General features: G+C 72.1%; 24 protein-coding genes, 2 tRNA genes and 1 other RNA gene. 11 read left to right on the top strand and 16 right to left on the bottom strand.

Going from position 1 to position 22,718, the window contains the following annotated elements; all coding sequences use genetic code 11:
- Positions 1-10 precede the first annotated feature (10 nt).
- Positions 11-865 (bottom strand): fumarylacetoacetate hydrolase family protein, encoded by an 855-nt coding sequence (locus E4622_RS15020; RefSeq protein ID WP_134741033.1) that lies wholly within the window; start codon positions 863-865, stop codon positions 11-13.
- A gap of 143 nt (positions 866-1,008) precedes the next feature.
- Here E4622_RS15020 and E4622_RS15015 point away from each other — a divergent pair, with 143 nt between their 5' ends.
- Both E4622_RS15015 and E4622_RS15010 read left to right on the top strand, forming a co-directional pair.
- The gene (locus tag E4622_RS15015; RefSeq protein ID WP_134741032.1) at positions 1,009-1,689 is read left to right on the top strand and encodes a GntR family transcriptional regulator; all 681 of its coding nucleotides are present in this window, start codon (positions 1,009-1,011) and stop codon (positions 1,687-1,689) included.
- A 559-nt stretch (positions 1,690-2,248) separates the two neighbouring features.
- Entirely contained in the window at positions 2,249-2,782 is a 534-nt protein-coding gene (locus E4622_RS15010) for a hypothetical protein (RefSeq protein ID WP_134741031.1), read from the top strand.
- Positions 2,783-2,852: 70 nt separating this feature from the next.
- Here E4622_RS15010 and sigJ read toward each other — a convergent pair whose 3' ends face one another.
- The 5 genes from sigJ to E4622_RS14985 all read right to left on the bottom strand — a co-directional run bounded on the left by sigJ (position 2,853) and on the right by E4622_RS14985 (position 6,344).
- Positions 2,853-3,737: an RNA polymerase sigma factor SigJ gene (gene sigJ / locus E4622_RS15005; protein WP_134741030.1), complete on the bottom strand. Its 885-nt coding sequence runs from the start codon at positions 3,735-3,737 to the stop codon at positions 2,853-2,855.
- Complete coding sequence (locus E4622_RS15000; RefSeq protein WP_134741029.1) at positions 3,719-4,447, bottom strand: NAD(P)H-binding protein; 729 nt, start codon at positions 4,445-4,447, stop codon at positions 3,719-3,721. Before E4622_RS15000 ends, sigJ begins: the two co-directional genes overlap by 19 nt.
- On the bottom strand, positions 4,444-4,857 hold the full coding sequence (locus tag E4622_RS14995; protein ID WP_134741028.1) for a hypothetical protein: 414 nt from the start codon (positions 4,855-4,857) through the stop codon (positions 4,444-4,446). The genes E4622_RS15000 and E4622_RS14995 overlap by 4 nt, the downstream gene beginning before the upstream one ends.
- Before the next feature lie 75 nt (positions 4,858-4,932).
- Positions 4,933-5,559 carry a CoA transferase subunit B gene (locus E4622_RS14990; protein WP_134741027.1) on the bottom strand — a complete coding sequence of 209 codons (627 nt, stop codon included), beginning with the start codon at positions 5,557-5,559 and terminating at the stop codon, positions 4,933-4,935.
- A complete protein-coding gene (locus E4622_RS14985) occupies positions 5,556-6,344 on the bottom strand; it encodes a CoA transferase subunit A (RefSeq protein WP_134741026.1) in 789 nt (262 codons plus the stop codon). Before E4622_RS14985 ends, E4622_RS14990 begins: the two co-directional genes overlap by 4 nt.
- A gap of 102 nt (positions 6,345-6,446) precedes the next feature.
- Here E4622_RS14985 and E4622_RS14980 point away from each other — a divergent pair, with 102 nt between their 5' ends.
- The 3 genes from E4622_RS14980 to E4622_RS14970 are packed head-to-tail and all read left to right on the top strand — an operon-like array spanning position 6,447 to position 9,417.
- The gene (locus tag E4622_RS14980; protein WP_134741025.1) at positions 6,447-7,205 is read left to right on the top strand and encodes an IclR family transcriptional regulator; all 759 of its coding nucleotides are present in this window, start codon (positions 6,447-6,449) and stop codon (positions 7,203-7,205) included.
- A 41-nt stretch (positions 7,206-7,246) separates the two neighbouring features.
- Positions 7,247-8,248: an ArsA-related P-loop ATPase gene (locus tag E4622_RS14975; RefSeq protein WP_134741024.1), complete on the top strand. Its 1,002-nt coding sequence runs from the start codon at positions 7,247-7,249 to the stop codon at positions 8,246-8,248.
- Entirely contained in the window at positions 8,245-9,417 is a 1,173-nt protein-coding gene (locus E4622_RS14970; RefSeq protein ID WP_134741023.1) for an ArsA-related P-loop ATPase, read from the top strand. Before E4622_RS14975 ends, E4622_RS14970 begins: the two co-directional genes overlap by 4 nt.
- A gap of 37 nt (positions 9,418-9,454) precedes the next feature.
- Here the strand turns inward: E4622_RS14970 and E4622_RS14965 are convergent, their stop codons facing one another.
- Entirely contained in the window at positions 9,455-9,739 is a 285-nt protein-coding gene (locus tag E4622_RS14965) for a WhiB family transcriptional regulator (protein ID WP_134741022.1), read from the bottom strand.
- 220 nt (positions 9,740-9,959) lie between these two features.
- On the opposite strand from E4622_RS14965, the gene E4622_RS14960 reads away from it, so the two are divergent.
- The gene (locus E4622_RS14960) at positions 9,960-12,275 is read left to right on the top strand and encodes a transglycosylase domain-containing protein (RefSeq protein ID WP_134741021.1); all 2,316 of its coding nucleotides are present in this window, start codon (positions 9,960-9,962) and stop codon (positions 12,273-12,275) included.
- A 36-nt stretch (positions 12,276-12,311) separates the two neighbouring features.
- On the opposite strand, the gene E4622_RS14955 is transcribed toward E4622_RS14960, so the two are convergent.
- Entirely contained in the window at positions 12,312-12,770 is a 459-nt protein-coding gene (locus E4622_RS14955) for a GatB/YqeY domain-containing protein (RefSeq protein ID WP_134741020.1), read from the bottom strand.
- Positions 12,771-12,796: 26 nt separating this feature from the next.
- Between E4622_RS14955 and E4622_RS14950 the strand changes: the two genes are divergently transcribed.
- The 3 genes from E4622_RS14950 (at position 12,797) to E4622_RS14940 (ending at position 15,047) form a co-directional block, all read left to right on the top strand.
- Positions 12,797-13,720, top strand: coding sequence for a metallophosphoesterase (locus tag E4622_RS14950; RefSeq protein ID WP_134741019.1), 924 nt, complete (start codon positions 12,797-12,799; stop codon positions 13,718-13,720).
- A 107-nt stretch (positions 13,721-13,827) separates the two neighbouring features.
- A tRNA-Pro gene (locus E4622_RS14945) sits at positions 13,828-13,904 on the top strand.
- Between the two features lie 84 nt (positions 13,905-13,988).
- Entirely contained in the window at positions 13,989-15,047 is a 1,059-nt protein-coding gene (locus E4622_RS14940; protein WP_134741018.1) for a hypothetical protein, read from the top strand.
- On the opposite strand, the gene E4622_RS14935 is transcribed toward E4622_RS14940, so the two are convergent.
- The 7 genes from E4622_RS14935 to ffs form a co-directional block, all read right to left on the bottom strand.
- Positions 15,030-16,061, bottom strand: a complete 1,032-nt coding sequence (locus E4622_RS14935; RefSeq protein WP_134741017.1) for an aspartate-semialdehyde dehydrogenase — start codon at positions 16,059-16,061, stop codon at positions 15,030-15,032. The genes E4622_RS14940 and E4622_RS14935 overlap by 18 nt on opposite strands.
- 2 nt (positions 16,062-16,063) lie before the next feature.
- Positions 16,064-17,335, bottom strand: coding sequence for an aspartate kinase (locus E4622_RS14930; RefSeq protein WP_134741016.1), 1,272 nt, complete (start codon positions 17,333-17,335; stop codon positions 16,064-16,066).
- A 55-nt stretch (positions 17,336-17,390) separates the two neighbouring features.
- On the bottom strand, positions 17,391-17,975 hold the full coding sequence (locus E4622_RS14925; RefSeq protein ID WP_134741015.1) for a DUF5063 domain-containing protein: 585 nt from the start codon (positions 17,973-17,975) through the stop codon (positions 17,391-17,393).
- A complete protein-coding gene (recR, locus tag E4622_RS14920; RefSeq protein ID WP_134741014.1) occupies positions 17,972-18,568 on the bottom strand; it encodes a recombination mediator RecR in 597 nt (198 codons plus the stop codon). The genes E4622_RS14925 and recR overlap by 4 nt, the downstream gene beginning before the upstream one ends.
- A gap of 6 nt (positions 18,569-18,574) precedes the next feature.
- Positions 18,575-18,955 (bottom strand): YbaB/EbfC family nucleoid-associated protein, encoded by a 381-nt coding sequence (locus tag E4622_RS14915; protein ID WP_134741013.1) that lies wholly within the window; start codon positions 18,953-18,955, stop codon positions 18,575-18,577.
- A gap of 52 nt (positions 18,956-19,007) precedes the next feature.
- Positions 19,008-21,083, bottom strand: coding sequence for a DNA polymerase III subunit gamma and tau (locus tag E4622_RS14910; protein ID WP_134741012.1), 2,076 nt, complete (start codon positions 21,081-21,083; stop codon positions 19,008-19,010).
- Between the two features lie 158 nt (positions 21,084-21,241).
- An RNA gene (gene ffs / locus E4622_RS14905) (signal recognition particle sRNA small type) lies at positions 21,242-21,332 on the bottom strand.
- Positions 21,333-21,426: 94 nt separating this feature from the next.
- Between ffs and E4622_RS14900 the strand changes: the two genes are divergently transcribed.
- Together E4622_RS14900 and E4622_RS14895 are read left to right on the top strand one after the other, a co-directional pair.
- Positions 21,427-21,516 (top strand) — tRNA-Ser (locus E4622_RS14900).
- 181 nt (positions 21,517-21,697) lie between these two features.
- Complete coding sequence (locus E4622_RS14895) at positions 21,698-22,018, top strand: helix-turn-helix transcriptional regulator (RefSeq protein ID WP_134741011.1); 321 nt, start codon at positions 21,698-21,700, stop codon at positions 22,016-22,018.
- Positions 22,019-22,060: 42 nt separating this feature from the next.
- On the opposite strand, the gene E4622_RS14890 is transcribed toward E4622_RS14895, so the two are convergent.
- Complete coding sequence (locus E4622_RS14890) at positions 22,061-22,699, bottom strand: GTP pyrophosphokinase family protein (protein ID WP_245156047.1); 639 nt, start codon at positions 22,697-22,699, stop codon at positions 22,061-22,063.
- Positions 22,700-22,718 lie beyond the last annotated feature (19 nt).

Raw genomic sequence — 22,718 nt, 5'->3', positions numbered from 1 at the left:
CGCGCCCTCCTCAGGCCGAGACGCAGGTCTGGGAGAGGCTGCCGATGCCCTCGATCGTCGAGACGACGACGTCCCCGGGCTTGAGGAACCACTTCGGGGTCCGGCCACCGCCGACGCCCGCCGGCGTGCCGGTGAAGATGACGTCGCCGGGCATCAGGGTCGTCACGGCCGAGAGCCGGTGGACCAGCTCGGCGACGGAGAAGATCATCTGCTCGGTGCTGCCGCCCTGGACCTGCTCGCCGTTGAGGGTGCACGTGAGCTCGAGGTCCGTGGGGTCGTCCAGCTCGTCGGGCGTGACCAGCCACGGACCCTGGGGCGCGAAGCCGGGGTAGGACTTGCCGAGCGAGAACTGCGGCGCCGGGCCGGTGAGCTGGAGCGTGCGCTCGGAGAAGTCCTGGCCGACGGTGAGGCCCGCGACGTGGTCCCAGGCGTCGGCCGCCGCGACGCCCTGCGCCGTACGCCCGATCACGGCGACCAGCTCGACCTCCCAGTCGACGGTGTCGTTGGGCAGGCGCAGCTCGGTGACGGGGCCGCTGAAGCTGGACACGAACTTGGTGAACGTCGGCGGCTCCTCGGGGTAGGCGAAGCCCGACTCGTCGGCGTGCGAGCGGTAGTTGAGGCCGATGGCGAAGACCTGGCGCGGCGTCGGCGAGGGCGCCTCGACCTCCTCCAGCAGGAGCGGCTCCCCGTCGGTGGCGTAGTCGAGCGCGGCGTTCGCGGCCCACGCGGTGAACGCGTCCCACTCGTCGTACGCCGTCAGGGCCGCCGGCCCGAAACGGCCGGAGCTGGCCTTGGCGACGTCGATGCAGCGCTCCCCGTCGGGGGAGACCAACACTGCTCGGCCGAGCTTGGATGCGAGGCGCATGGGCCCTCCTGGTCGTCGGTGCCACTGGCCCCGGTCGTCGGCGGCCATCGGAGTGACGCCGATCACGAAACACCCAGGCGTTAGGACATGTCAAGAGAATTTCGAAACTTGACCCGTTTGCCGCAAACCGTTTGAATGCTCGTATGCCTCGGACCACCGGCCTCACCCGCGCGGATGCGACGATGCTGCGACTGCGCAACGACATCCTCAACGGCCACGTCGAGCCCGGGTCCAAGCTCGGCTTCGCCGACCTCGGTGAGCGCTACCAGGTCAGCACCGGCGTGCTGCGCGAGGTGCTGCCCCGCCTCGTCGAGCAGGGGCTGGCCACCTCGGAGTCCCAGCTCGGCTACCGCGTCGTGTCGGTCTCGGTGGAGGACCTCGAGCAGCTCACCCGCGCCCGGATCGCGATCGAGACCATGGTCCTGCGCCAGGCGACCGGCGTCGGGGACGTCTCCTGGGAGTCCGACGTCGTCGCCGCGCACCACGCGCTGGCACGCACACCGCGCTACGTCGACGGCGACCTCAACCAGGAGTGGATGACCCTGCATGACCGCTTCCACCTGGTCCTGCTCCAGGGCTGCGGCAACCCCTACCTCACCGACGTGGCCGCCAAGCTCCGCTCGATCTTCGACGTCTACCGCTGCTGGTCGCGCGCCGGCGAGGTGAGCTCTCCCCGCGACGTCGAGGGCGAGCACCGGATGATCGCCGAGGCGGCCGTCGCCCGCGACGCCGACGCCTGCGACCGCCTGATCACGGCTCACATCCAGCTGACGACCGACCTCTTCATCAGCACCCGCAACGAGGACGCCACCGTCGGGAGCTGACCTGCGGCCGCGACCCTCAGGCGGTCGGCGCGGCCTGGCTCCGAGTCGGCCCCGAGGTGCTGGGCCCCGAGGCCGAGCTCCTGGCCTGGGTCGAGCGCGGCGGCGCCACCGCGCGGGCCCAGCCTCCGAAGGGCTGAGCGGCCTGGCTCGGATGCTTGACACGCTGGGACCCCCCGACCAAGACTGCCGTTCCAGTGCCGCGCCCCAGGGTCGCCCCGACGGGACCCATGACGTGTCCTCTCTCGGAAGGATGCACATGCGTATCTGCCTCAAGCTTGTTCAGGCTGCCGCCGCGACTGCTAGCTGCGTAGCGATGACTCTGGTGGCCGTGCCGGCGCACTCGGCAGCGCCCGACAGTGCGCGTGGCGCCTGCGACTCGCCTCCCGCCACGAGGGGGGCCACGGTCGTCGATGGCCTCGTGGCGCGCTTGACCGCCCGCGGATTCTCGGAGCGGGCCATCGACAGGTCACTCGCCTCGAAGCTCTGTCTTGTCCGTATCGACCACGGGACCGCCGGCGACCGAGGCGCGCATCTCAGGAGCTCGAACTCAGCGGTCAAGGTGACTCCGCCGAGCATCTACTGGGACCGCCAAGCGGCGCGCTACTACGCGATCAGCAAGTGGAAGTGGGTCAACGAGTCGTACAAGAACGACGGCATGTCCTCCACGTGCGGGTGGAGGAATCTCGGCGGCAACGACGGTTTCGGGACGAGCTTCAACAAGGGGCTGCTGCTGACGGGCTACTCGCTGACCGTGATGTACTCCGGCGGCAAGTCGTGGACCGTTGCCAACGCCGCCGACGCCAACGCATCGGGAGTGGGCTACCGGTTCCAGGACAAGGCCACGCGGACGGGATGCGACGGCTCCGGGATTGGCGTAGCCATCAACTCTGCTCGAGGGCAGCAGGTGATCAGCTTCAAGAAGTCGGGCAAGTGCAAGACCGTGTACGGCTTCGCCAAGTTCGGTCACTCGTGGGACGAGACAGGGATCAACGGCGTCGGCGTGGGCCCTTACTCCGTGAGCTTCCAGTGGACGAAGAACGAGAACTCCTGGGTGGTCGCCAGCCAGCCTGGCGCAACTGCCAAGGTCTGCTGACGCGACCGCGTTCACAGGGGCGGCGACGACCTGTGCACGTTCGTCGGGAGCTGACCTGCGGCCGCGACCCTCAGGCGGTCGGCGCGGACGGCACCCCGGCCAGCTTGTCGGGCGCGAGAACCATGTCGATGCGGGTGATCTGCTCGCCGTCGACGGTGAACGACACGACCGAGTGCAGCCGGCCGCCGACGCGGAAGGTCAGGCCGGTACGGCCGTTGATCTCGACGATCTCCACCTGACCCTCCTTGCGGGCGACGCCGGCGAAGAACCGGGCCACGCGGTCGGGACCGAGCACCGGCCGGCGCGCGGCGTTGACGACCCCGCCGCCGTCGCTGGTGAGCACGACGGACGGGTCGAGCAGGCGGACCAGCCCGGCCAGGTCTCCCCCGGCGGCCGCGCCGAGGAAGGCCCCGACCACGCGGTCGTGGGTGCCGGCGTCGACCGCGACCCGGGGTGTGCCGTCGGCGACGTGCTGCCGCGCCCTGCGGGCCAGCTGGCGCACTGCGACCGGCGTACGCCCGACGGCCTCGGCGACCTCGTCGAAGGGCATCTCGAAGATGTCGTGCAGCACCCACGCGGTCCGCTCCGCGGGTGTCAGCCGCTCCAGCGCGACCAGCAGCGCGTAGCGCACCGAGTCGTCCAGGCTGACCCGGTCGGCGGCATCGGGGACGACGACGACGGGCTCGGGGAGCCACGGACCGACGTACGACTCCCGGCGCACGCGCGCGGAGCGGAGCACGTCGAGCGCCGCTCGAGCGACGGTCACCGTCGCCCACGCAGCGACGTCGCGCACCGACTCGCGCTCGTCGGCGCCGACCAGCCGCAGCCAGCAGTCCGCGACCACGTCCTCGGCCTCGGCGTGGCTGCCGAGGATGGCGTAGGCGACGCGGACCAGCCGGGGCCGCTCGGCGTCGTACGCCGCCGCGAGGAGGTCGGTCACCGGCCGGCCAGCCACGCGTCGAAGGTCAGGGTGCCGCGGGGGCCGTCGGACTGGGGCAGCAGCGCGCCGGAGCGCATCGCCCTCCCGGCGGCGCCCGGCACCCGCACCGGGACGACGCGTCGCCCGCGCGCGACCCGGCGGGCGAGGTCGACCACCTGGAGCCGCTCGGGGCCGGCGAGCTCGGGAGCCCGGCCGGCCGGCTCGCCCTCGGCCAGGGCCATCAGCGCCTCGGCCACCTCGCGAGCCGCGACCGGCTGGCTGAGCATCCGCGGCACCAGCGAGAACGGCCCGACCCGCATGAAGTGGAGCGCCTGCTCGGCGAACTCGTGGAACTGGGTCGCGCGGAGCACGCTCCACGGCACCGGCCCCTCGGCGACGAGGCGCTCCTGCAGTCGCTTGCCGGCGTAGTAGCCAGAGTCGACGTCGTCGATCCCCACGATCGAGAGCACGACGTGGTGGCGCACGCCGGCGGCCGCCTCGGCGTCCAGGAGGGTGCGGGTCACGCCGCCGAAGAACGCCTCGGAGTCCACCCGCTTCTGCGCCGCCTGGTTGGCGGTGTCGATGACGGCGTCGACGCGAGCCAGCCGCTCGGCCAGCCCGGCGCCGGTGGTCAGGTCGACGCCCTCCGAGCGCGACAGCACGACCACGTCGTGCCCGCGCTCGCGGGCCACCTCGACGACGTGGCGGCCGACGACGCCGGTGCCACCGGCCACGGCGATCCTCATCGCTGCGCCTCCTTCCGCGCCGGCACGAGCAGGAGCAGTGCCAGGACCAGCGTCCCACCCAGCGTCACGACGTTGCCGACGGCGTCCAGGGTGTCCATCTCGGCGAGGTGGTGGCCGTGGTAGCCCAGGTGCGGCACGGAGAACACCGTCCAGGCGGCGCCGAGCAGCGTCGTCACGTGGGACCCGCCCCAGAGCAGACCGAGGAGGCCGGCCGCCGCGAGCGCGAGGTACAGCCCGCCCACGTCGCGGACGAGGTGCTCGTTGTAGGGCCCGTCGCCCCCGACCCACATCCGGTTCAGCCCGGGGAAGTCGTCGTAGAAGGAGCGGGGTGCCAGCGAGGCCCACGCGCCGACGTAGACCGCCGCTGCCGTGAGCACTCCCGCTGCCGCCGTGTGCGTCGTGGTGTCCATGCCCTGGTGACGAGACAGCCCGTCCGCTACGTGACATCGGCGGACTGTCCCCCCATCCGCCGGGAAGCCGCCGTGCTACAGCAGCGCGGGCTCGGTCTTCTCGCGGACCTCGTCCTCGGTGACACCGGGAGCCAGCTCGACGAGCCTCAGGCCTTCCGGGGTCACGTCGATGACGCACAGGTCGGTGATGATCCGCTGGACGACGCCGCGGCCGGTGTAGGGCAGCGAGCACTCCTCGACGATCTTGTAGGTGCCGTCCTTGGCGACGTGCTCCATCAGGACGATCACCCGCTTGGCGCCGTGGACCAGGTCCATCGCGCCGCCCATGCCCTTGACCATCTTGCCCGGGATCATCCAGTTGGCGATGTCGCCGCGGGCCGAGACCTGCATCGCGCCGAGGATCGCGGCGTCGATCTTGCCGCCGCGGATCATGCCGAACGACGTGGCGGAGTCGAAGAAGCTCGCGCCGCGCCGCAGCGTGACGGTCTCCTTGCCGGCGTTGATGAGGTCGGCGTCCTCCTCGCCCTCCCAGGGGTAGGCGCCCACGCCGAGGATGCCGTTCTCCGACTGGAGCACGAGCTCCACGTCGTCGTCGACGTAGTTGGGCACCAGGGTCGGCAGGCCGATCCCGAGGTTGACGTAGGAGCCGTCGGTCAGCTCGGAGGCCGCGCGCGCGGCCATCTCCTCGCGGGTCCAGCTCATGCTCCGGCTCCTGCCGCTCGGGTGCGCACGGTGCGCTTCTCGATCCGCTTGTCGGCGGCCTGATCGGGCGTCAGCGCGACGACGCGCTGCACGAAGACCCCGGGGGTGTGCACGTGGTTGGGGTCGATCTCGCCGGGCTCCACGAGCTCCTCGACCTCCGCGATGGTGACGCGTCCGCACATCGCCGCGAGCGGGTTGAAGTTGCGGGCGGAGTCGCGGTAGACGAGGTTGCCGTGGCGGTCGCCCTTCCAGGCGCGCACCAGGCCGAAGTCGGCCACGATCGCGTGCTCCAGCACGAACTCGCGCGGACCCTCGGCGGTCTCGAACGTCTGGATCTGCTTGGGCGGCGAGGAGACGACGACGTTGCCGGCGTCGTCGTAGCGCCACGGCAGGCCGCCGTCGGCGACCTGCGTGCCCGACCCGGTGGCGGTGAAGAACGCCGGGATGCCGGAGCCGCCGGCACGCATCCGCTCCGCGAGCGTGCCCTGCGGGGTGAGCTCGACCTCGAGCTCGCCCGAGAGGTACTGGCGCGCGAACTCCTTGTTCTCCCCGACGTAGGAGGAGATCATCCGCCGGATCCGACGCTCGGCGAGGAGCCGGCCCAGGCCCCAGTCGTCGACGCCGCAGTTGTTGGACACCGCCTCGAGCTCGTCGACGCCGGCGCTGAGCAGCGCGTCGATGAGCACGGACGGGATCCCGCAGAGTCCGAACCCGCCCACCGAGAGCGTCGCCCCGGAGGGGATGTCGGCCACGGCCTCGGCCGCGGAGGTGACCACTTTGTCCATGGGCCGATCCAATCCATCCGGGTCCCGCCCGTCAACGGGTGGCCACCCACCAGACGCGCATCACTCGCACAGTGGACCACCGCCTCCGGTAGCGTCCATCCAGTGAACGCCCCGGTCGACGTCGTGGGCCGCGCCGGCGCCCTGCTGCGCGCGGTCTCGGCCCGTGAGCCCGACGGCGCGTCGACCTCGGCGCTCGCCCGGGCCACCTCGCTGGCCCGCCCCACGGCGCACCGGCTGCTCGCCTCCCTGCAGGCCGAGGGCCTGCTCGAGCGCGACGAGGCGACCGGGCGGTGGCTGCTCGGGCCCGAGCTCTACCTCCTCGGCGCGGCGGCCTCCGCCCGCTACGACGTCACGGCGCTCGCGCAGCCGGTCGTCCGCAGGCTGGCGGTGGCCACGGCCGAGAGCGCGTTCTTCTCCGCCCGCCGCGGCGACGAGACGATCTGCCTGGTCCGCGAGGACGGCAGCTTCCCGATCCGCTCCCACGTGCTCGCCGAGGGGACCCGCTTCCCGCTGGGCGTGGCGTCGGCCGGGATGGCGGTGCTGGCCTACCTGCCCGACCCCGAGGTCGACGACTTCCTCGCCCGCACCGACCTGGCGGCGTCGTACGGCGAGCAGCACCGCGCCGACCGGGTGAGGGAGCGGGTGGCCGCGACCCGCGGCGAGGGCTACGCAGTCAACCCGGGCCTGATCGTGCCCGGCAGCTGGGGCATGGGGGCGGCGGTCTTCGACGGCCAGGACCGGCCCGCGTGGGCGCTGAGCCTCACCGGCATCGAGCAGCGCTTCGGCGAGGACCGCCGGCGCGAGCTGGGGGCCGTCCTCCTCCAGGCCGCGCACGACCTCACCCGCATGCTGCGCCGCTAGGGCCGATCCCGCCGCTGGGCCGACTCACTAGGCTCTGAGGTGTGAGCGACTGGCCGAAGGTGCGACTGCACGTCGTGACCGGCAAGGGCGGCACGGGCAAGTCCACGGTCGCCGCGGCGCTCGCCCTGGCGCTCGCCGACAGCGGCAAGAACGTCCTGCTCTGCGAGGTCGAGGGCCGCCAGGGCATCGCTCGGATGTTCGACGTCGACCCGCTGCCCCCCGAGGAGCGGCGCCTCACCACCGGGCTGCCGGGCGCCGACGGCGAGCCGGGTGTCGTGCACGCGCTGCACATCGACCCTGAGGCCGCGCTGCTGGAGTACCTCTCCCTCTACTACAAGCTCGGTCGCGCCGGCCGCGCCCTGGACCGCTTCGGCGTCATCGAGTTCGCCACCACGATCGCTCCGGGCGTGCGCGACGTCCTGCTGACCGGCAAGGTCTTCGAGGCGGTCCAGCGCAACAGCCGCAACAAGGGCGCCATCCAGTACGACGCCGTCGTGCTCGACGGCCCACCCACCGGTCGCATCGTGCAGTTCCTCAACGTCAGCAACGAGCTCGCCGGCCTGGCGAAGGTCGGACCGATCAAGTCGCAGTCCGACACGATGATGACGCTGTTCCGCTCGCCGCGGACCGCGGTGCACCTGGTGACGGTCCTGGAGGAGATGCCCGTGCAGGAGACCGCCGACGGCATCGCCCAGCTGCGCGAGGCGGACCTCCCGGTGGGCGGGGTGGTCGTCAACCTCGTGCGACCCCAGGACCTCTCGGCCGAGGACCTCGCCGTCGCCCGGGCCGGCACCCTCGACCGCGCCCGCGTGGCCTCCGACCTCGAGGCCGCCGGGATCGAGGCCGACACCGGCCTGGTCGACGGCCTGCTCGCCGAGGCCCGCGACCACGCGGAGCGCCGCGCGCTCGAGGACTCCCAGCGCGTGCTGGTCGGTGGGCTCGGCGTCCCGACCTACGAGCTGCCCCGGCTGGCCCAGGGCGTCGACCTCGGCGCGCTCTACGAGCTGGCCGCGAGCCTGCGGGCGCAGGGGATGAGCTCATGACCAAGAGCCGCACCCGCGTCGGCCCGCGCGGCACCCGCGCCCCGGCCCTCGACGTCGACGCCCTTCTCGACGACCCCGCCACGGGGATCATCGTGTGCTGCGGCTCCGGCGGCGTCGGCAAGACCACGACGTCGGCGGCGCTCGCCCTGCGTGCGGCCGAGCGGGGTCGCAAGGTGGTCGTGCTGACGATCGACCCCGCGCGTCGCCTGGCGCAGTCGATGGGCATCGCCGAGCTCGACAACACCCCGCGCCCCGTCGCCGACATCGACACGGCGGACGGCGGCCGGCTCGACGCGATGATGCTGGACATGAAGCGCACCTTCGACGAGGTGGTCGAGAGCCAGGCGAGCCCCGACAAGGCGGCGCAGATCCTGCAGAACCCCTTCTACATCGCCCTCTCCAGCTCGTTCGCGGGCACGCAGGAGTACATGGCGATGGAGAAGCTCGGGCAGATCCACGGCACGTCGGTCGCCGACGGCACCTACGACCTGATCGTCGTCGACACCCCGCCCTCGCGCTCGGCGCTGGACTTCCTCGACGCCCCCGAGCGGCTGTCGAGCTTCCTGGACGGCCGGTTCATCCGGCTGATGCTCGCGCCGGCGCGCGGACCGGCGCGCCTGATGACCGCGGGTCTGGGCATCATCACCAACGCCATGACCCGAATCCTCGGCGCGCAGGTGCTGCGCGACCTGCAGACGTTCGTGGCGGCGCTGGACACCGTCTTCGGCGGCTTCCGCCAGCGCGCGCAGAAGACCTACGCCCTGCTCCAGGCCGAGGGCACCGCCTTCCTGGTCGTCGCCGCGCCGGAGCCCGACGCCCTGCGCGAGGCGGCCTACTTCGTCGAGCGGCTCAGCGAGGACCGGATGCCGCTGGCCGGGCTCATCGTCAACCGCGCCAGCCCGGTGCCGGCAGGCACCGTGTCGGCCGACGAGGCGATGGCGGCGGCCGAGCGCCTGCGGCGCGAGGACCCGCACTCGTCGACGGCGGGCATGCTGCGCCTGCACGCCGACCAGACCCGCCTCGTGGAGCGGGAGGCCCGCCTGCGGCGGCGCTTCGACGCCGCGCACCCGCAGGTCGCGACCGCGGTCGTCCCGGCGCTCGCCGGCGACGTCCACGACCTCGACGGCCTGCGGCGCGTCGGCGAGCTGCTCGCCGTACGCCAGGGCTGAGCCGCCCCTCGCGGGTCGGCTCAGGCGCGGCGTCGGGTCAGACCGGGACCGGCTGCGCGATGTCGGCGCGGGCGGTCTCGAGGACCGTGCGCCACGAGGCGGCGGGACGACGGCGCAGCAGGGCCCGGCGCTCGCGCTCGGTCATGCCTCCCCAGACGCCCCACTCGATCTGGTTGTCCAGCGCCTCCGCGAGGCACTCGGTGCGCACCGGGCACCCCGAGCACAGCTGCTTGGCCTTGTTCTGCTCGGCGCCACGGACGAACAGCTGGTCCGGTGCCGTGGTCCTGCAAGCGGCGCGCGGCGCCCAGTCCTCTACCCACATGATCGATGTCCCCACATCCTCGGGTGGTGGTGCGTCCCCATGACGCCTCACCGGCCCGATCCCATTGCGCTCAAAGTAAAGGACGTTCGGGTCGCACCGTAAGGCCTAGTCGGCCCACCTCTTATAGTCACAAATGACTAGTCCATGCTCCTCAGCATGGCCCTGGGGGTGCGGCCGCGAGGAAATCGCCCGCTCCCGCCGCTCCCGTACCCTAGGGGCCATGCCTCGCCCCCGCTCTGAGCGTCTCTCCTCCTCCAAGGTGCTGTCCCACCTCGGAGTGATGGTGGCGGTCTCCGCCGTCCTCGGCGTCGTCGTCGCCGGCCTCGCCATCCCCTTCGCCGCCGTCCTGGGCGTCGCCACGGAGAACGTCGCCGACAGCATGGACAAGCTGCCGACCGAGCTCGAGGCCGACGACCTGCCGCAGAAGACGCGCATCCTGGACCGCAAGGGCGAGACCATCGCCACGATCTTCGACGAGAACCGCGTCAACGTCTCGCTCGACCAGGTCTCGCGCACGATGGTCCAGGCGATCGTCGCCATCGAGGACTACCGCTTCTACGAGCACGGGGCGCTCGACCTCAAGGGCACGCTGCGCGCGCTGCTGACCAACTCGGCCTCCAGCGGCGTGGTCCAGGGTGGCTCCTCGATCACCCAGCAGCTGGTCAAGCTGACCCTCCTCAGCCAGGCGGACACCCCCGAGGAGCAGGCCGCGGCGATCGACCAGACCTACGCCCGCAAGCTGCGCGAGCTGCGCTACGCCATCGCGATGGAGGAGAGCCACACCAAGGACTGGATCCTGGAGCGCTACCTCAACACCGCCTACTTCGGCGACGGCGCCCACGGCATCCAGGCGGCGGCGCGCCACTACTTCAACGTCAACGCGCGCAACCTCAACCTCAACCAGTCGGCCGTCCTCGCGGGCCTGGTCCAGAACCCCACCAAGTTCGACCCGACCAACTCCCCCGACCGCACCAAGCAGCGGCGCGACATCGTGCTGGACCGGATGGCCCAGCTCAACGTGATCCCGCAGGAGAAGGCCGACCGCACCAAGGAGCGCGGGCTGCGGCTCGAGGTGCGCAAGACCCGCAACGGCTGCGTCTACTCGCGCGCGCCGTTCTTCTGCGACTACGTCCTCAACTACCTGATGAAGGACCGCTCGCTGGGCAAGACCGCCGAGGAGCGCGAGCGCCTGCTCAAGTCCGGCGGCCTCACGATCCGCACCACGGTCGACCTCCGCTTCCAGGACGCCGCCGACGAGTCCGTGCGCTCCCACGTCTACAAGGAGAACGACGCCATCGGCGCGCTCGCGATGGTCGAGCCCCGCACCGGCGAGGTGAAGGCGATCGCCCAGTCGCGACCGATGGGCCGCAAGAAGAAGGAGGGCGAGTCCTACCTCAACTTCGTCGTGCCCTCGCAGTACGGCGACTCCAACGGCTTCCAGGCCGGCTCGACCTTCAAGGCGTTCGTCCTCGCGGCCGCGGTCAACCAGGACATCCCGCTGTCGGAGCGGATCAACTCGCCCCAGCAGGTCTTCCTCGACCAGGGCGACTTCGAGGTCTGCGACGGGGAGAGCTACGCGAGCTCGGAGATCTGGAAGCCGCAGAACTCCACCAGCTCCGGCAACTTCGACCTCTACCAGGGCACGCGCCTGTCGGTGAACACGTTCTTCGCCCAGCTCGAGCAGCGCACCGGCATCTGCGAGCCCTTCACGCTGGCCAAGAAGATGGGCGTGCAGCTCACCGACCCCGACACCGAGATGATCCCGGCGTTCACGCTCGGCGTGGCCGACGTCAGCCCGCTCGAGATGGCCGAGGCCTACGCGACGTTCGCCGGCCGCGGGCTGCACTGCGACGCCCGCCCCGTCACCGCGATCATGGACCCCAATGGCAACGCGCTGAAGAAGTACCCCGCGCGCTGCACCCAGGTGATGCCGAGCCCCGTGGCCGACGCGGTCAACGACGTCCTGCGCGGCGTGCTCGAGCCCGGTGGCTTCGGCTACAGCGCCAACATCCAGACCGCGCAGCCGGCCGCCGGCAAGACCGGCACCATCCAGGACAACAAGGCGGTGTGGTTCGTGGGCTACACCCCCAACCTCGCCACCGCCTCGATGATCGCCGGCGCCAACAAGGAGGGCACCAAGATCACCCTCAACGGGCAGACCGTCGGCCCGTCCTACGTCGCCTCCGCCGCCGGCTCCACGCTGGCCGGCCCCATGTGGGGCGACGCGATGAAGGTCATCGAGCAGTGGCTCGACGACGAGGACTTCGAGAAGCCGAGCAGCTCCGACATCCGCGGGGTCCTGACCGGGATCCCCGACGTCGGCGGGATGAGCGTCGACGACGCCCGCAACGAGCTGGAGAACCTCGGCTTCACGGTCAACGTCGCCGGCGCCAAGGCCTCCGACTACCCCAAGGGCACCGTGGCCTACACCGACCCCGAGGCCGGCGTCGAGCTCGCCAGCGGCGACACGGTCGTCATCTACACCTCCACCGGCAAGCGGCCCAAGGGCGGACGCGGGGGCCGCGGCGGTCGCTGACCCGATCGCTGGCCCCGTGGGCGGGCCGGTGCGGCGTCAGCCGAGCTGGCGGCGTACCTCCGCGGCGACGGCACCGCCGTCGGCGCGGCCCTTGACCTGGGGGGTGACGATGCCCATGACCTTGCCCATGGCCCGCATGCCCTCGCCGGCGGCGCCGGTCTGCTCGATCGCCGCGGTGACGAGGGACGAGATCTCCTCGGCGGTGAGGACCTCGGGCAGGTAGTCGGCGATCACGGCCGCCTCGGCCTTCTCCTTGGCCGCCATCTCGGCGCGGCCGCCGTCGGCGAAGGCGGTCGCGGCCTCCCGGCGCTTCTTGGCCTCGCTCGACAGCACGCCGATGACGTCGTCGTCGGAGAGCTCGCGGGCCTCCTTGCCGGCCACCTCGGCGTTGGTGATGGCGGTCAGCACCATGCGCAGGGTCGAGGAGCGCACCTCGTCACGACCCTTGATGGCGGTGGTGAGGTCGGCACGCAGACGGTCCTTGAGAGCACTCATGAGGACCATTGTGGCAGCCTGGGCGGATGCCCAGCCTCCGGATTCTCCCGCACCTGCTGGGAGCCGGGACCCTCGCCGGCGCCGGGCTGACGGCGTACGCCGCCTGGGAGGCGCGGGCCTACACGCTGCGCCGCTACGAGCTGCCGGTCCTGCCCCGCGGACAGCGACCCCTGAAGGTCCTGCACCTCAGCGACATCCACATGACGCCCGCCCAGACCCGCAAGCAGGAGTGGCTCCGCGGGCTCGCCGCGCTGGAGCCTGACCTGGTGGTCGACACCGGCGACAACCTGGCGCACCGCGACTCCGTGCCGGTGGTCACCGACGCGCTCGGACCGCTGCTCGACGTGCCCGGAGTGTTCGTGCACGGCTCCAACGACTACTACGAGCCGACCTTCCGCAACCCGCTGCGCTACCTGCTGCCCGACACCGGCAAGCGCCACGTCCACGTGCCGCAGCTGCCGTGGCCGTTGCTGAGCCAGACACTGACCGGCGCGGGCTGGCGCGACCTGACGAACCGCAAGGACACCGTCACCGTCGGGGAGACGACGCTCGCCTTCGCCGGCGTGGACGACCCGCACCTCGGCTACGACCGGCTCGATCTGGTCGCCGGGCCGGCCGACCCCACCGCCGACATGCGGCTCGGCGTCGCCCATGCGCCGTACCTCCGGGTGCTGGACCAGTACGCCGCCGACGGCTACGACGCCGTCCTGGCCGGGCACACCCACGGCGGCCAGGTGTGCCTGCCGGGCGGCCGGGCGCTCACCACCAACTGCGACCTCGAGCCGGCCCGAGCCAGGGGCCTGCACCGCCACCCCGCCGACTCCCGACCGGGCGACCCGGGCTCCGCGTGGCTCCACGTCTGCGCCGGTCTCGGCACCAGCCCCTACGCCCGGATCCGGGTCGCCTGCCGCCCGGAGGCGAGCCTGCTCACCCTGGTCCCCCGGACCTGACGCAGCACCGTCCCCGGGACCCCCACCGATTGCGAGGGGCGCTCGGCGCTCGGGTATGCTCCCGTGCTTGTGGGCTCACCTCCCTTCACGGGGAACGAGCCCATGATCGGGCTGTGGCGCAGCTTGGTAGCGCGCCTCGTTCGGGACGAGGAGGCCGCAGGTTCAAATCCTGTCAGCCCGACCAGTGGAACCCGAGAACCCCGGACCCTGCGGTCCGGGGTTCTCGTCGTTCCGGGCCGTGGAGACGTCGCCGTGGCAGACTGCCCGCATGTCAGACGAGGACCAGCAGGACGCGTCGGCGCGGCTCGAGCCGCCCCGCCTGTTCGGCCGCAAGAAGGGCCGCAAGGGCGCCGCTCCCGAGGACGCGACGCCGGCGGCGCCGCCGCCGGAGCCGGAGCCCCCTGCCGAGCCGGAGCCCGCCCCTGAGCCGGAGGCCGAGGCGGCCCCGGAGCCCGAAGCCGCGACCGAGCCCGAGGTGGAGCCCGAGCCCGTCTCGGAGCCCGAGCCCGTCTCGGAGCCCGAGCCCGAGCCCACGCCGGAGCCGGAGCCGGTCGCCGTCGATGCCGAGACGACGCAGGTGATCGAGGCCGACGAGCCGACCGAGGTCGTGGAGCCCGTCGAGCCGGTCGCGGACGAGCAGCCCACCCAGGTCGTCGCGCCGGAGCCGGTCGCCGCCGACCCCGTGACGCTCGCGGAGGAGGAGCCGGCTCCGCCGCTGTTCGCGGACGAGGTCGAGCCCGACGCCTCCCCGGCCGACGTCCCGGCCGCCCCCGTCGCGGCGAAGGCCTCGAGGCAGGCGACGGAGGCCGAGCCGGTCAAGACCGCCAAGCCCGTCAAGGCAGAGAAGCCGGTCAAGGAGCCGAAGGCACCGCGTCCGCCCCGCGAGCCGCTGCCGGGCCGCGTCGCCGCGGCCGTGACGGGCGTGCTGGTCGGGCTGGTGCTCGTGGGCGGCACCTACCTCGCGCTCCGAGGCTGCGAGGCCGTGCAGGGCACGACCTCGTGCGGCCGCGCGGGCTTCCCGCTGCTGGCCCTCATCTTCGTCGCGGCCATCCTGGTGGGCTCGGTCCTGATGGGCCGCTTCGCCGTGCCCGACGCCACGAGCACCAGCTTCCTCGCCACCGGCATGACCGCGGTCGTGGCGCTGCTGTTCCTCATCGACGTCCTCGACCACTGGTCGATGGTCGTCGTCATCCCGCTCGTGAGCGTGCTGACCCACCTGCTCTCCTACTGGGTCACGACGACCTTCATCGAACCCGCGAAGGAGCCCGCCGCTCCTGTCGAGGAGCGCGCGGCGAAGGACGAGCGGCAGTCAGCGGCGCGCGAGTAGCTCCGCGATCTGCACCGTGTTGAGGGCCGCGCCCTTGCGCAGGTTGTCGTTGGAGACGAACAGCGCGAGGCCGCGGTCGTCCGGCACGCCCGGGTCCCGGCGCAGCCGGCCGACGTAGGACGGGTCCTTGCCGGCGGCCTGCAGGGGGTTCGGTACGTCGGAGAGCTCGACGCCCGGCGCCGAGGCGAGGATCTCGCGCGCGCGCTCCGGCGTCATGGCCGAGGCGAACTCCGCGTTGATCGCCAGCGAGTGACCGGTGAAGACCGGCACCCGCACGCAGATGCCGGAGACCAGCAGGTCGGGCAGGCCGAGGATCTTGCGCGACTCGTTGCGGAGCTTCTGCTCCTCGTCGGTCTCGTTGAGCCCGTCGTCGACGATGGATCCGGCCAGCGGCAGCACGTTGTAGGCGATCGTGCGCGCGTACTTCACCGGGTCGGGGAAGGCGACGGCCTCCCCGTCGTAGGCGAGCTCGCGCGCCTTGTCGCCGGCTGCGGCGACCTGACCGGCCAGCTCCTCGACGCCGGCGACGCCGGAACCGGAGACGGCCTGGTAGGTCGACGCGATCAGCCGCACCAGCCCGGCCTCGTCGTGCAGCGGCTTCAGCACGGGCATCGCGGCCATCGTCGTGCAGTTGGGGTTGGCGATGATCCCCTTGCGGGCGTGCTCGATGTCCTGCGGGTTGACCTCGGAGACCACGAGCGGGACGTCGGGGTCCATGCGGAACGCCGAGGAGTTGTCGACCACGGTCACGCCGGCGGCCGCGAAGGCCGGGGCCAGCGCGCGGGAGGTCGTCGCGCCCGCGGAGAAGAGCGCGATGTCGAGACCGCTCGGGTCGGCCGTCGCGGCGTCCTCGACGGTGATCTCGCGACCGGCGAACGGCAGCACCGTGCCGGCCGAGCGCGCGGAGGCGAAGAAGCGGACCTCGTCGGCGGGGAACCCGCGCTGCTCGAGGATCTGGCGCATGGCGACGCCGACCTGGCCGGTCGCCCCGACGATGCCGATGCGGACACCCATGACTACCTCCCCGTCCCGCCGTAGACGACCGCCTCGACCTCGGCGGCGTCCAGCTCGAACGCCGTGTGCGTGGCGCGCACGGCCTCGTCGACCTGGGCCTCCTGGACGATCACGGAGATCCGGATCTCCGAGGTGGAGATCATCTCGATGTTGACGCCGGCCGAGGCGAGGGCGGCGAAGAACTTCGCGGTGATGCCGGGGTGCGAGCGCATGCCGGCCCCGATCAGGGAGACCTTGCCGATCCGGTCGTCGTAGAGCAGCTGCTCGTAGCCGACCTCGTCCTGGATGCGGGCCAGGGCGCTCATCGCCTGCTGGCCGTCGGCGCGCGGCAGCGTGAACGAGATGTCCGTGAGGCCGGTCGACGCGGCGGAGACGTTCTGGACGACCATGTCGATGTTGACCTCGGTCGCCGAGAGCGCCTCGAAGATCCGGGCCGCCTCGCCCACCTTGTCCGGAACGCCGACGACGGTGATCTTGGCTTCGCTGCGGTCGTGGGCCACGCCCGCGATGATCGCCTGCTCCATGGGGACTTCTCCTGGTTGGCTGGGGGTGATCCACGTCCCCTCCTTGTGCGAGAAGGAGGACCGGACGTGGACCGGCATGTCGTAGCGGCGGGCGTACTCGACGCACCGCAGGTGCAGGATCTTGGCGCCCGAGGCCGCCATCTCGAGCATCTCCTCGTAGGAGAGCCGCTCGAGGCGCCGCGCCGTGGGCACGATGCGGGGGTCGGCGGTGAACACACCGTCGACGTCGGTGTAGATCTCGCAGTACGCCGCACCGAGCGCGGCGGCCAGCGCGACGGCCGTGGTGTCGGTGCCGCCGCGTCCGAGGGTGGTGATCTCCTTGGTGTCCTGGCTGACGCCCTGGAAGCCGGCGACGATCACGATGTGGCCCTCGGCGATGGCCGCGGAGATCCGCCCCGGCGTGACGTCGATGATCTTGGCCCGGCCGTGGGCGGAGTCGGTGATGACGCCGGCCTGGGAGCCCGTGAACGAGCGCGCGGTGAACCCCAGGTCGGAGATCGCCATGGCGACCAGCGCCATCGAGATCCGCTCGCCGGCGGTGAGCAGCATGTCCAGCTCGCGTGCCGGCGGCAGCGGGCTGACGCCCTCCGCGAGCTCGAGCAGGTTGTCGGTCGTGTCGCCCATCGCAGAGACGGCCACCACGACGTCGTGGCCGGCCTTCTTGGACTCGACGATGCGGCGCGCGACCTCCTTGATGCGGCCGGCGTCGGCCAGAGACGAACCGCCGTACTTCTGCACGACAATGCCCACCGGGCTCACTCCTGGGATCGGGGAAGGACTACCCCGATCCTACCGAGTGCGCAGGTCAGACCGGGTCGCCGTCCAAGACCGCCTCGGCGGCCACGATCTGCTCGATCTCCTCGTCGTTGTCGACGTCGAGGCGGTCGTGGGAGACCACGGACAGCAGCGCGTTGAGCGCGGCGCCCGCGAGGTTGCCCCAGGAGGCGACGTAGGAGAACTGCCACCACCACAGCGCCTCGGCGACGTCGCCGAGGCGGTAGTGGCGCAGGCCGTTCTCGAGGTCGCTCGCGATCTGGGTCAGGTCGTCGGAGAGCTGGCTCTCGACCACGTCGGGGACGTAGGGGTCGAAGACGAAGCTGTAGGTGTCGACGTTGCCGAGCAGCTCGGCAAGGCGCAGCCGCATCTCGTCGAGATCGGCCTCCGGGCCCACGTCGGGCTGGTAGTCGGCCGTGGGCGTGAAGTCCTGCTGGGCGCCCAGCCGGGCGCCGGCGAGCAGCACCTGGCTGATCTCCAGGAGCAGCAGCGAGATGGCCTGCCCGGAGGTGGCCTCCCGGCTGATGGCGCGCAGGGCGATCAGGAAGCTCTCGACGCTGTCGGCGATCGACTGGGCGAAGTCCTCCGTCGCGTGGTCGATGGTCTTCTCACTCATTCGGCTGCCCGTCTTCCTACGAAAGCTCGTCCCAAGGTGACCTCGTCGGCGTACTCGAGGTCGCCGCCCACCGGAAGTCCACTCGCCAGGCGCGTGACTTGCAAGCCCATGGGGCTGAGCAGGCGGGTGAGATACGTCGCGGTGGCCTCGCCCTCGAGGTTGGGGTCGGTGGCGAGGATGACCTCGGTGACCACCCCGTCGTTGAGCCGGGGCATCAGCTCCTTGATGCGGAGCTGGTCGGGACCGATGCCGTCGATCGGCGAGATCGCGCCACCCAGCACGTGGTAGCGCCCGCGGAACTCGCGGGTGCGCTCGATCGCCACGACGTCCTTGTACTCCTCGACCACGCACAGCACCGCGGGCTCACGGCGCGGGTCGCGGCAGATGCGGCACTGCTCGTCCTCGGAGACGTTGAAGCACACCGAGCAGAAGCGGACCTTCGCCTTGACCTCCATCAGCACGTCGGCCAGACGGCGTACGTCGACCGGCTCGGCCTGGAGCAGGTGGAAGGCGATGCGTTGCGCGCTCTTGGGACCGACGCCCGGCAGCCTGCCGAGCTCGTCGATCAGGTCCTGGACGACACCTTCGTACAAGGTCGCTCAGAACCCGAGCTGGCCCGAGGACGGCATGCCGGGCAGGCCGCCACCCCCGGCGAGCGGTCCCAGCGCCTCGGCGGCCAGCGCGTCGACCTGCGCCTTGGCGTCGCGGTAGGCGGCCACGATCATGTCGGAGAGGTCGCTCAGGTCGTCGGCGTCGCTGCCGTCGAAGCCGCCGGCCTTGATCTCGACGCCGACGAGCTCGCCGACGCCGCTGACCTTGACCGTCACGGCCCCGCCGGCGACGGTGCCGTCCACGACGGTGTCGGCCAGCCGCTCCTGGGCGGACTGGAGCTGCTCCTGCATCTGCTGGGCCTGCTGGAGGAGGGCGTTCATGTCGAAGCCGCCGCCCCCCAGGGCGTCGAACGGGTTCTCGGTCGTCATCGTGAGGTCACCTCGTGGTCGGTGGGGCGGTGGTCGTGCGGGCGGCGGAGGGTCATGAGTGGGGGATCTCCTCGATCACCTGGGCGCCGAGCTCGCGCGCCAGCAGGTCGGCGCCCCCGAGCTCGTCGGAGTCGGCGTCCAGGTCGTCGGGGTGCGCGTCGGCGTCGGCCTCGGCGAGGCCCGGGGCCTGGCTGCGGTCGGCGCCGGCGGGCCGGGTGGTCAAGATGGCCTCGCGGGCGGCGTTGACCGACTCGGGCCCGGGACGCTCGGGCTCGCGGGGCGGGTCGCCGCCGTCGTCGTCGCTGAGCCAGGCGGGAGGGGCCTCGACCTCGTCGCGGGCGACGGGCGGGGCGGGTCGCGGGGGCGCGGGCTCGGGCGTGGGCGCCGCGGCCGGCGGCGGCACGTCGGCGGACGCGCCCGGGTCGACGATCGTCTCGACCTTCCAGTCGGCGCCCACGACGTCGATGGCCGCCTGCCGGACGATCTCGGAGCTGCCGCCGTTGTCGAAGGACTCGCGGGCCCCGCCGTTGGAGAACCCGAGGGTGAGCGTCCTGGCGTCGACCGCCACGACCTGGGCGTGCTGGGTGAGGTGGATCCAGGTGACGCGGCGCCGCTGCTTGGTGGCCTCGACGATGTCGGGCCACAGCCGGCGTACGTCGACGAGCGAGAGCGTGCTGGACCCGGCCGTCGCCGCGGGTGCCTCAGGCGCCGCGGGCTCGGCCGCCGGGGCGGCTGCGGGCTCCGGGACGGGGTCGGCGGCGGGCTGCTCCGGGACGACCTGGACGGGCGGGGCCGTGGGCGCGGGCGGGGTGGCCGAGACCGGCTCGCGGGCGGGCGGGGGCGTGACGGCGGGAGCGGGGGTCGGGACGGGCTCCGGCTCGCGGGGCGCGGGGCGCGCCTGGGCCGGCCGGTCCTGCGCGGGCACCGGAGGCGCGGCGGGCTCGGGCGACGGGGTGCCGCTGATGGCGGCGCGGCGCTCGAGCCGGTCGAGACGGGCCAGGACGCCGTCGGTGGAGTGGTCGGCGCCCGGCAGCAGCACGCGGGCGCAGATGAGCTCCAGGAGCAGCCGCGGGGCGGTGGCGCCGCGCATCTCGGTCAGGCCGGTCGCGACCAGGTCGGCCGCGCGGGTGAGCTCGGCGGCGCCGAAGCGCGCCGCCTGGGACACCAGGCGCTCGCCCTGGTCCTCGGAGACGTCGATCAGCCCGCTCGCGGGCGCGTCGGGGACCGCGGAGACGATGACCAGGTCGCGCAGGCGGCGCAGCAGGTCCTCGGTGAAGCGGCGCGGGTCCTGCCCGGTCTCGATCACCTTGTCGACGACCCCGAAGACCGCCGAGCCGTCGCCGGCCGCGAAGGCGTCGACCACCTCGTCGAGGAGGGTGTCGGGGGTGTAGCCCAGCAGCCCGCTGGCCAGCGCGTAGGTGACACCCTCGGCCCCGGCGCCACCGAGCAGCTGGTCGAGGACCGACAGGGTGTCGCGCGCCGACCCGGCGCCGGCGCGCACCACGAGGGGCAGGGCGGCCGCCTCGATGCTGACGCCCTCCTGGGCGCAGAGCTCGGTGAGGTAGGACGACAGCAGGCGCGGCGGGATCAGCCGGAACGGGTAGTGGTGGGTGCGCGAGCGGATGGTCGGGATGACCTTGTCGGGCTCGGTGGTCGCGAAGATGAAGCGCAGGTGCGGAGGCGGCTCCTCCACCAGCTTGAGCAGGGCGTTGAAGCCCTGCGTCGTCACCATGTGGGCCTCGTCGATGATGTAGACCTTGTAGCGGCTGCGCACCGGCGCGAAGAACGCCTTCTCGCGCAGGTCGCGCGCGTCGTCCACGCCACCGTGGGAGGCGGCGTCGATCTCGATGACGTCGATCGAGCCCGGGCCGCCGCGCGCCAGGTCGACGCAGCTGTCGCACTCGCCGCACGGGTCGGCGACGGGGGCGAGCTCGCAGTTGAGCGCGCGGGCGAGGATGCGCGCCGAGGTGGTCTTGCCGCAGCCGCGCGGGCCGGAGAAGAGGTAGGCGTGGTTGACCCGGTTGTTGGCCAGCGCCGCCCGCAACGGCTCGGTCACGTGCTCCTGCCCGATGACCTCCTGGAAGGTCTCGGGGCGGTAGCGGCGGTACAGCGCCAGGGGTGACTCCACGTACAGACCCTAACCACCGCGTCCGACAGCTGGTAGCGGGCGGCTGCACAGCGGGTGCGGCGGTCGGTGCGGGCTCGTTCCGGTCACCGACTGGGTCTCGAGACGGGTCGCGCCCGGATCCGCGCCTTCGCATGCTCAGGCGCGGGGGCGTGACGTGAAAAGGCCCCCCGTGCACCCGGCAGAGCCCGCCGACCCTTGCTGCCTTCCGGCCCTGGGGGAGTTGAGCGAGATACCGCCACACGGGGGGTTGCCCCAGAGTCTAGGTGATCCACCGACGGCGGCGAACCGGGACCCGGGGGGAGCGGATTTCACCGCCCGGCACGGCCCCGGTAGGGTCTCCGGCGGAGGATTCGCCTAGTGGCCTATGGCGCTCGCTTGGAAAGCGGGTTGGGTGTGAAAGCCCTCAGGGGTTCGAATCCCCTATCCTCCGCCACTCGCAGCACACCGCCGGCTCCCGTCCTCGACGGGAGCCGGCCGTGCGTGGGCCGAACGACGAGACTCATGCAGGACGTGCGCGAAGTTGCATAGGTTCTGCCCTGTCCGCCGTCCTGCGGCAGGAGGAGGCTGGTGGAGCCACCTCAGGAACACCCTCTAGGGCTCGACGAAGGTCTCCGATGTCCCGATCCCCTCTCCTCCGACCGAGCCCGTTCGATCGCTCCGCCGACCTCGCGGCCGACCGGCGCAGCCCGCACCTGAGCGGACGGGAGAGCGAGATCATCGCCATGATCGGCCACGGGTACTCCAACCAGGAGATCGCCGAGACCCTCGTCCTGTCGATCAACTCCGTGAAGACCTACATCCGGACGGCGTACGGGAAGATCGGGGTCAGCAGCCGCTCGCAGGCGGTGATCTGGGCCATGGCCCGCTCGCTGCTCCGGGCCCAGACCGAGGCGGAGGCCGGCGGCCCGCCACCCCGGCACCGCTTCGTCGGGTGACCCGGCGAGGCGTCCTCGTGGCCCCACGCTGAGCGCGTCGCCTCAGGCGCCAGGGCGTCGCGAGTCGCGGTGCAGCTGCTCCATCTGGTGGTCGAGCCGGTCGGTGGCGGCAGCGACGCCGGCGAGCTCCTCGCGCAGCCGCTCGGGCACCGCGCGCTGGTACTTGTAGTGGATCTTGTGCTCCAGGCTGGCCCAGAAGTCCATGGCGACGGTGCGGATCTGGATCTCGACCCGCACGGCCTCGGTGCGGTCGGAGAGGAAGACCGGGATCTCCACGATGAGGTGCAGGCTCTTGTAGCCGCTCGGCTTCGGCTCGGCGATGTAGTCCTTGATCTCGACCACGGTCACGTCCGGCTGCCGCTTCAGCATCTCGAGCACGGTGTAGGCGTCGCTGACGAAGCTGCAGACCACCCGGATGCCGGCGATGTCGGAGACCAGCTCGCGCACGTCGTCGAGGGTGGTGCAGCCCAGGCGCCGGGCCTTCTCGGCCAGGGCGGTCGTGCGCTTCAGGCGGAACGTCACGTGCTCGATCGGGCAGTCGTAGCTGGCTGTGTGCGTCAGCTCCTGCTTGAGGATGTTGACCTTGGTCAGCATCTCCTCCAGCCCGAACCGGTAGAGCATCAGGAAGCCCTCGAGCTCCTCGCTGACCGCGAGGAAGTCCTCGGCGTCGGTGCTGGTCACCTCCCGACCCTAGCGACGA

Source organism: Nocardioides sp. 503 (assembly GCF_004522095.1).
GTDB lineage: Bacteria > Actinomycetota > Actinomycetes > Propionibacteriales > Nocardioidaceae > Nocardioides.
Note: the sequence above shows the minus strand (reverse complement) of the source record. Positions and strands in the feature narration are given on the sequence as shown.

Bases quoted from the DNA above. Each gene is read 5' to 3' on its own strand.
- E4622_RS15020 (WP_134741033.1), bottom strand. From the start codon at position 865: ATGCGCCTCGCATCCAAGCTCGGCCGAGCAGTGTTGGTCTCCCCCGAC.
- E4622_RS15015 (WP_134741032.1), top strand. From the start codon at position 1,009: ATGCCTCGGACCACCGGCCTCACCCGCGCGGATGCGACGATGCTGCGA.
- E4622_RS15000 (WP_134741029.1), bottom strand. From the start codon at position 4,447: ATGAGGATCGCCGTGGCCGGTGGCACCGGCGTCGTCGGCCGCCACGTC.
- E4622_RS14995 (WP_134741028.1), bottom strand. From the start codon at position 4,857: ATGGACACCACGACGCACACGGCGGCAGCGGGAGTGCTCACGGCAGCG.
- E4622_RS14990 (WP_134741027.1), bottom strand. From the start codon at position 5,559: ATGAGCTGGACCCGCGAGGAGATGGCCGCGCGCGCGGCCTCCGAGCTG.
- E4622_RS14985 (WP_134741026.1), bottom strand. From the start codon at position 6,344: ATGGACAAAGTGGTCACCTCCGCGGCCGAGGCCGTGGCCGACATCCCC.
- E4622_RS14970 (WP_134741023.1), top strand. From the start codon at position 8,245: ATGACCAAGAGCCGCACCCGCGTCGGCCCGCGCGGCACCCGCGCCCCG.
- E4622_RS14965 (WP_134741022.1), bottom strand. From the start codon at position 9,739: ATGTGGGTAGAGGACTGGGCGCCGCGCGCCGCTTGCAGGACCACGGCA.
- E4622_RS14960 (WP_134741021.1), top strand. From the start codon at position 9,960: ATGCCTCGCCCCCGCTCTGAGCGTCTCTCCTCCTCCAAGGTGCTGTCC.
- E4622_RS14955 (WP_134741020.1), bottom strand. From the start codon at position 12,770: ATGAGTGCTCTCAAGGACCGTCTGCGTGCCGACCTCACCACCGCCATC.
- E4622_RS14950 (WP_134741019.1), top strand. From the start codon at position 12,797: ATGCCCAGCCTCCGGATTCTCCCGCACCTGCTGGGAGCCGGGACCCTC.
- E4622_RS14940 (WP_134741018.1), top strand. From the start codon at position 13,989: ATGTCAGACGAGGACCAGCAGGACGCGTCGGCGCGGCTCGAGCCGCCC.
- E4622_RS14935 (WP_134741017.1), bottom strand. From the start codon at position 16,061: ATGGGTGTCCGCATCGGCATCGTCGGGGCGACCGGCCAGGTCGGCGTC.
- E4622_RS14925 (WP_134741015.1), bottom strand. From the start codon at position 17,975: ATGAGTGAGAAGACCATCGACCACGCGACGGAGGACTTCGCCCAGTCG.
- E4622_RS14915 (WP_134741013.1), bottom strand. From the start codon at position 18,955: ATGACGACCGAGAACCCGTTCGACGCCCTGGGGGGCGGCGGCTTCGAC.
- E4622_RS14895 (WP_134741011.1), top strand. From the start codon at position 21,698: ATGTCCCGATCCCCTCTCCTCCGACCGAGCCCGTTCGATCGCTCCGCC.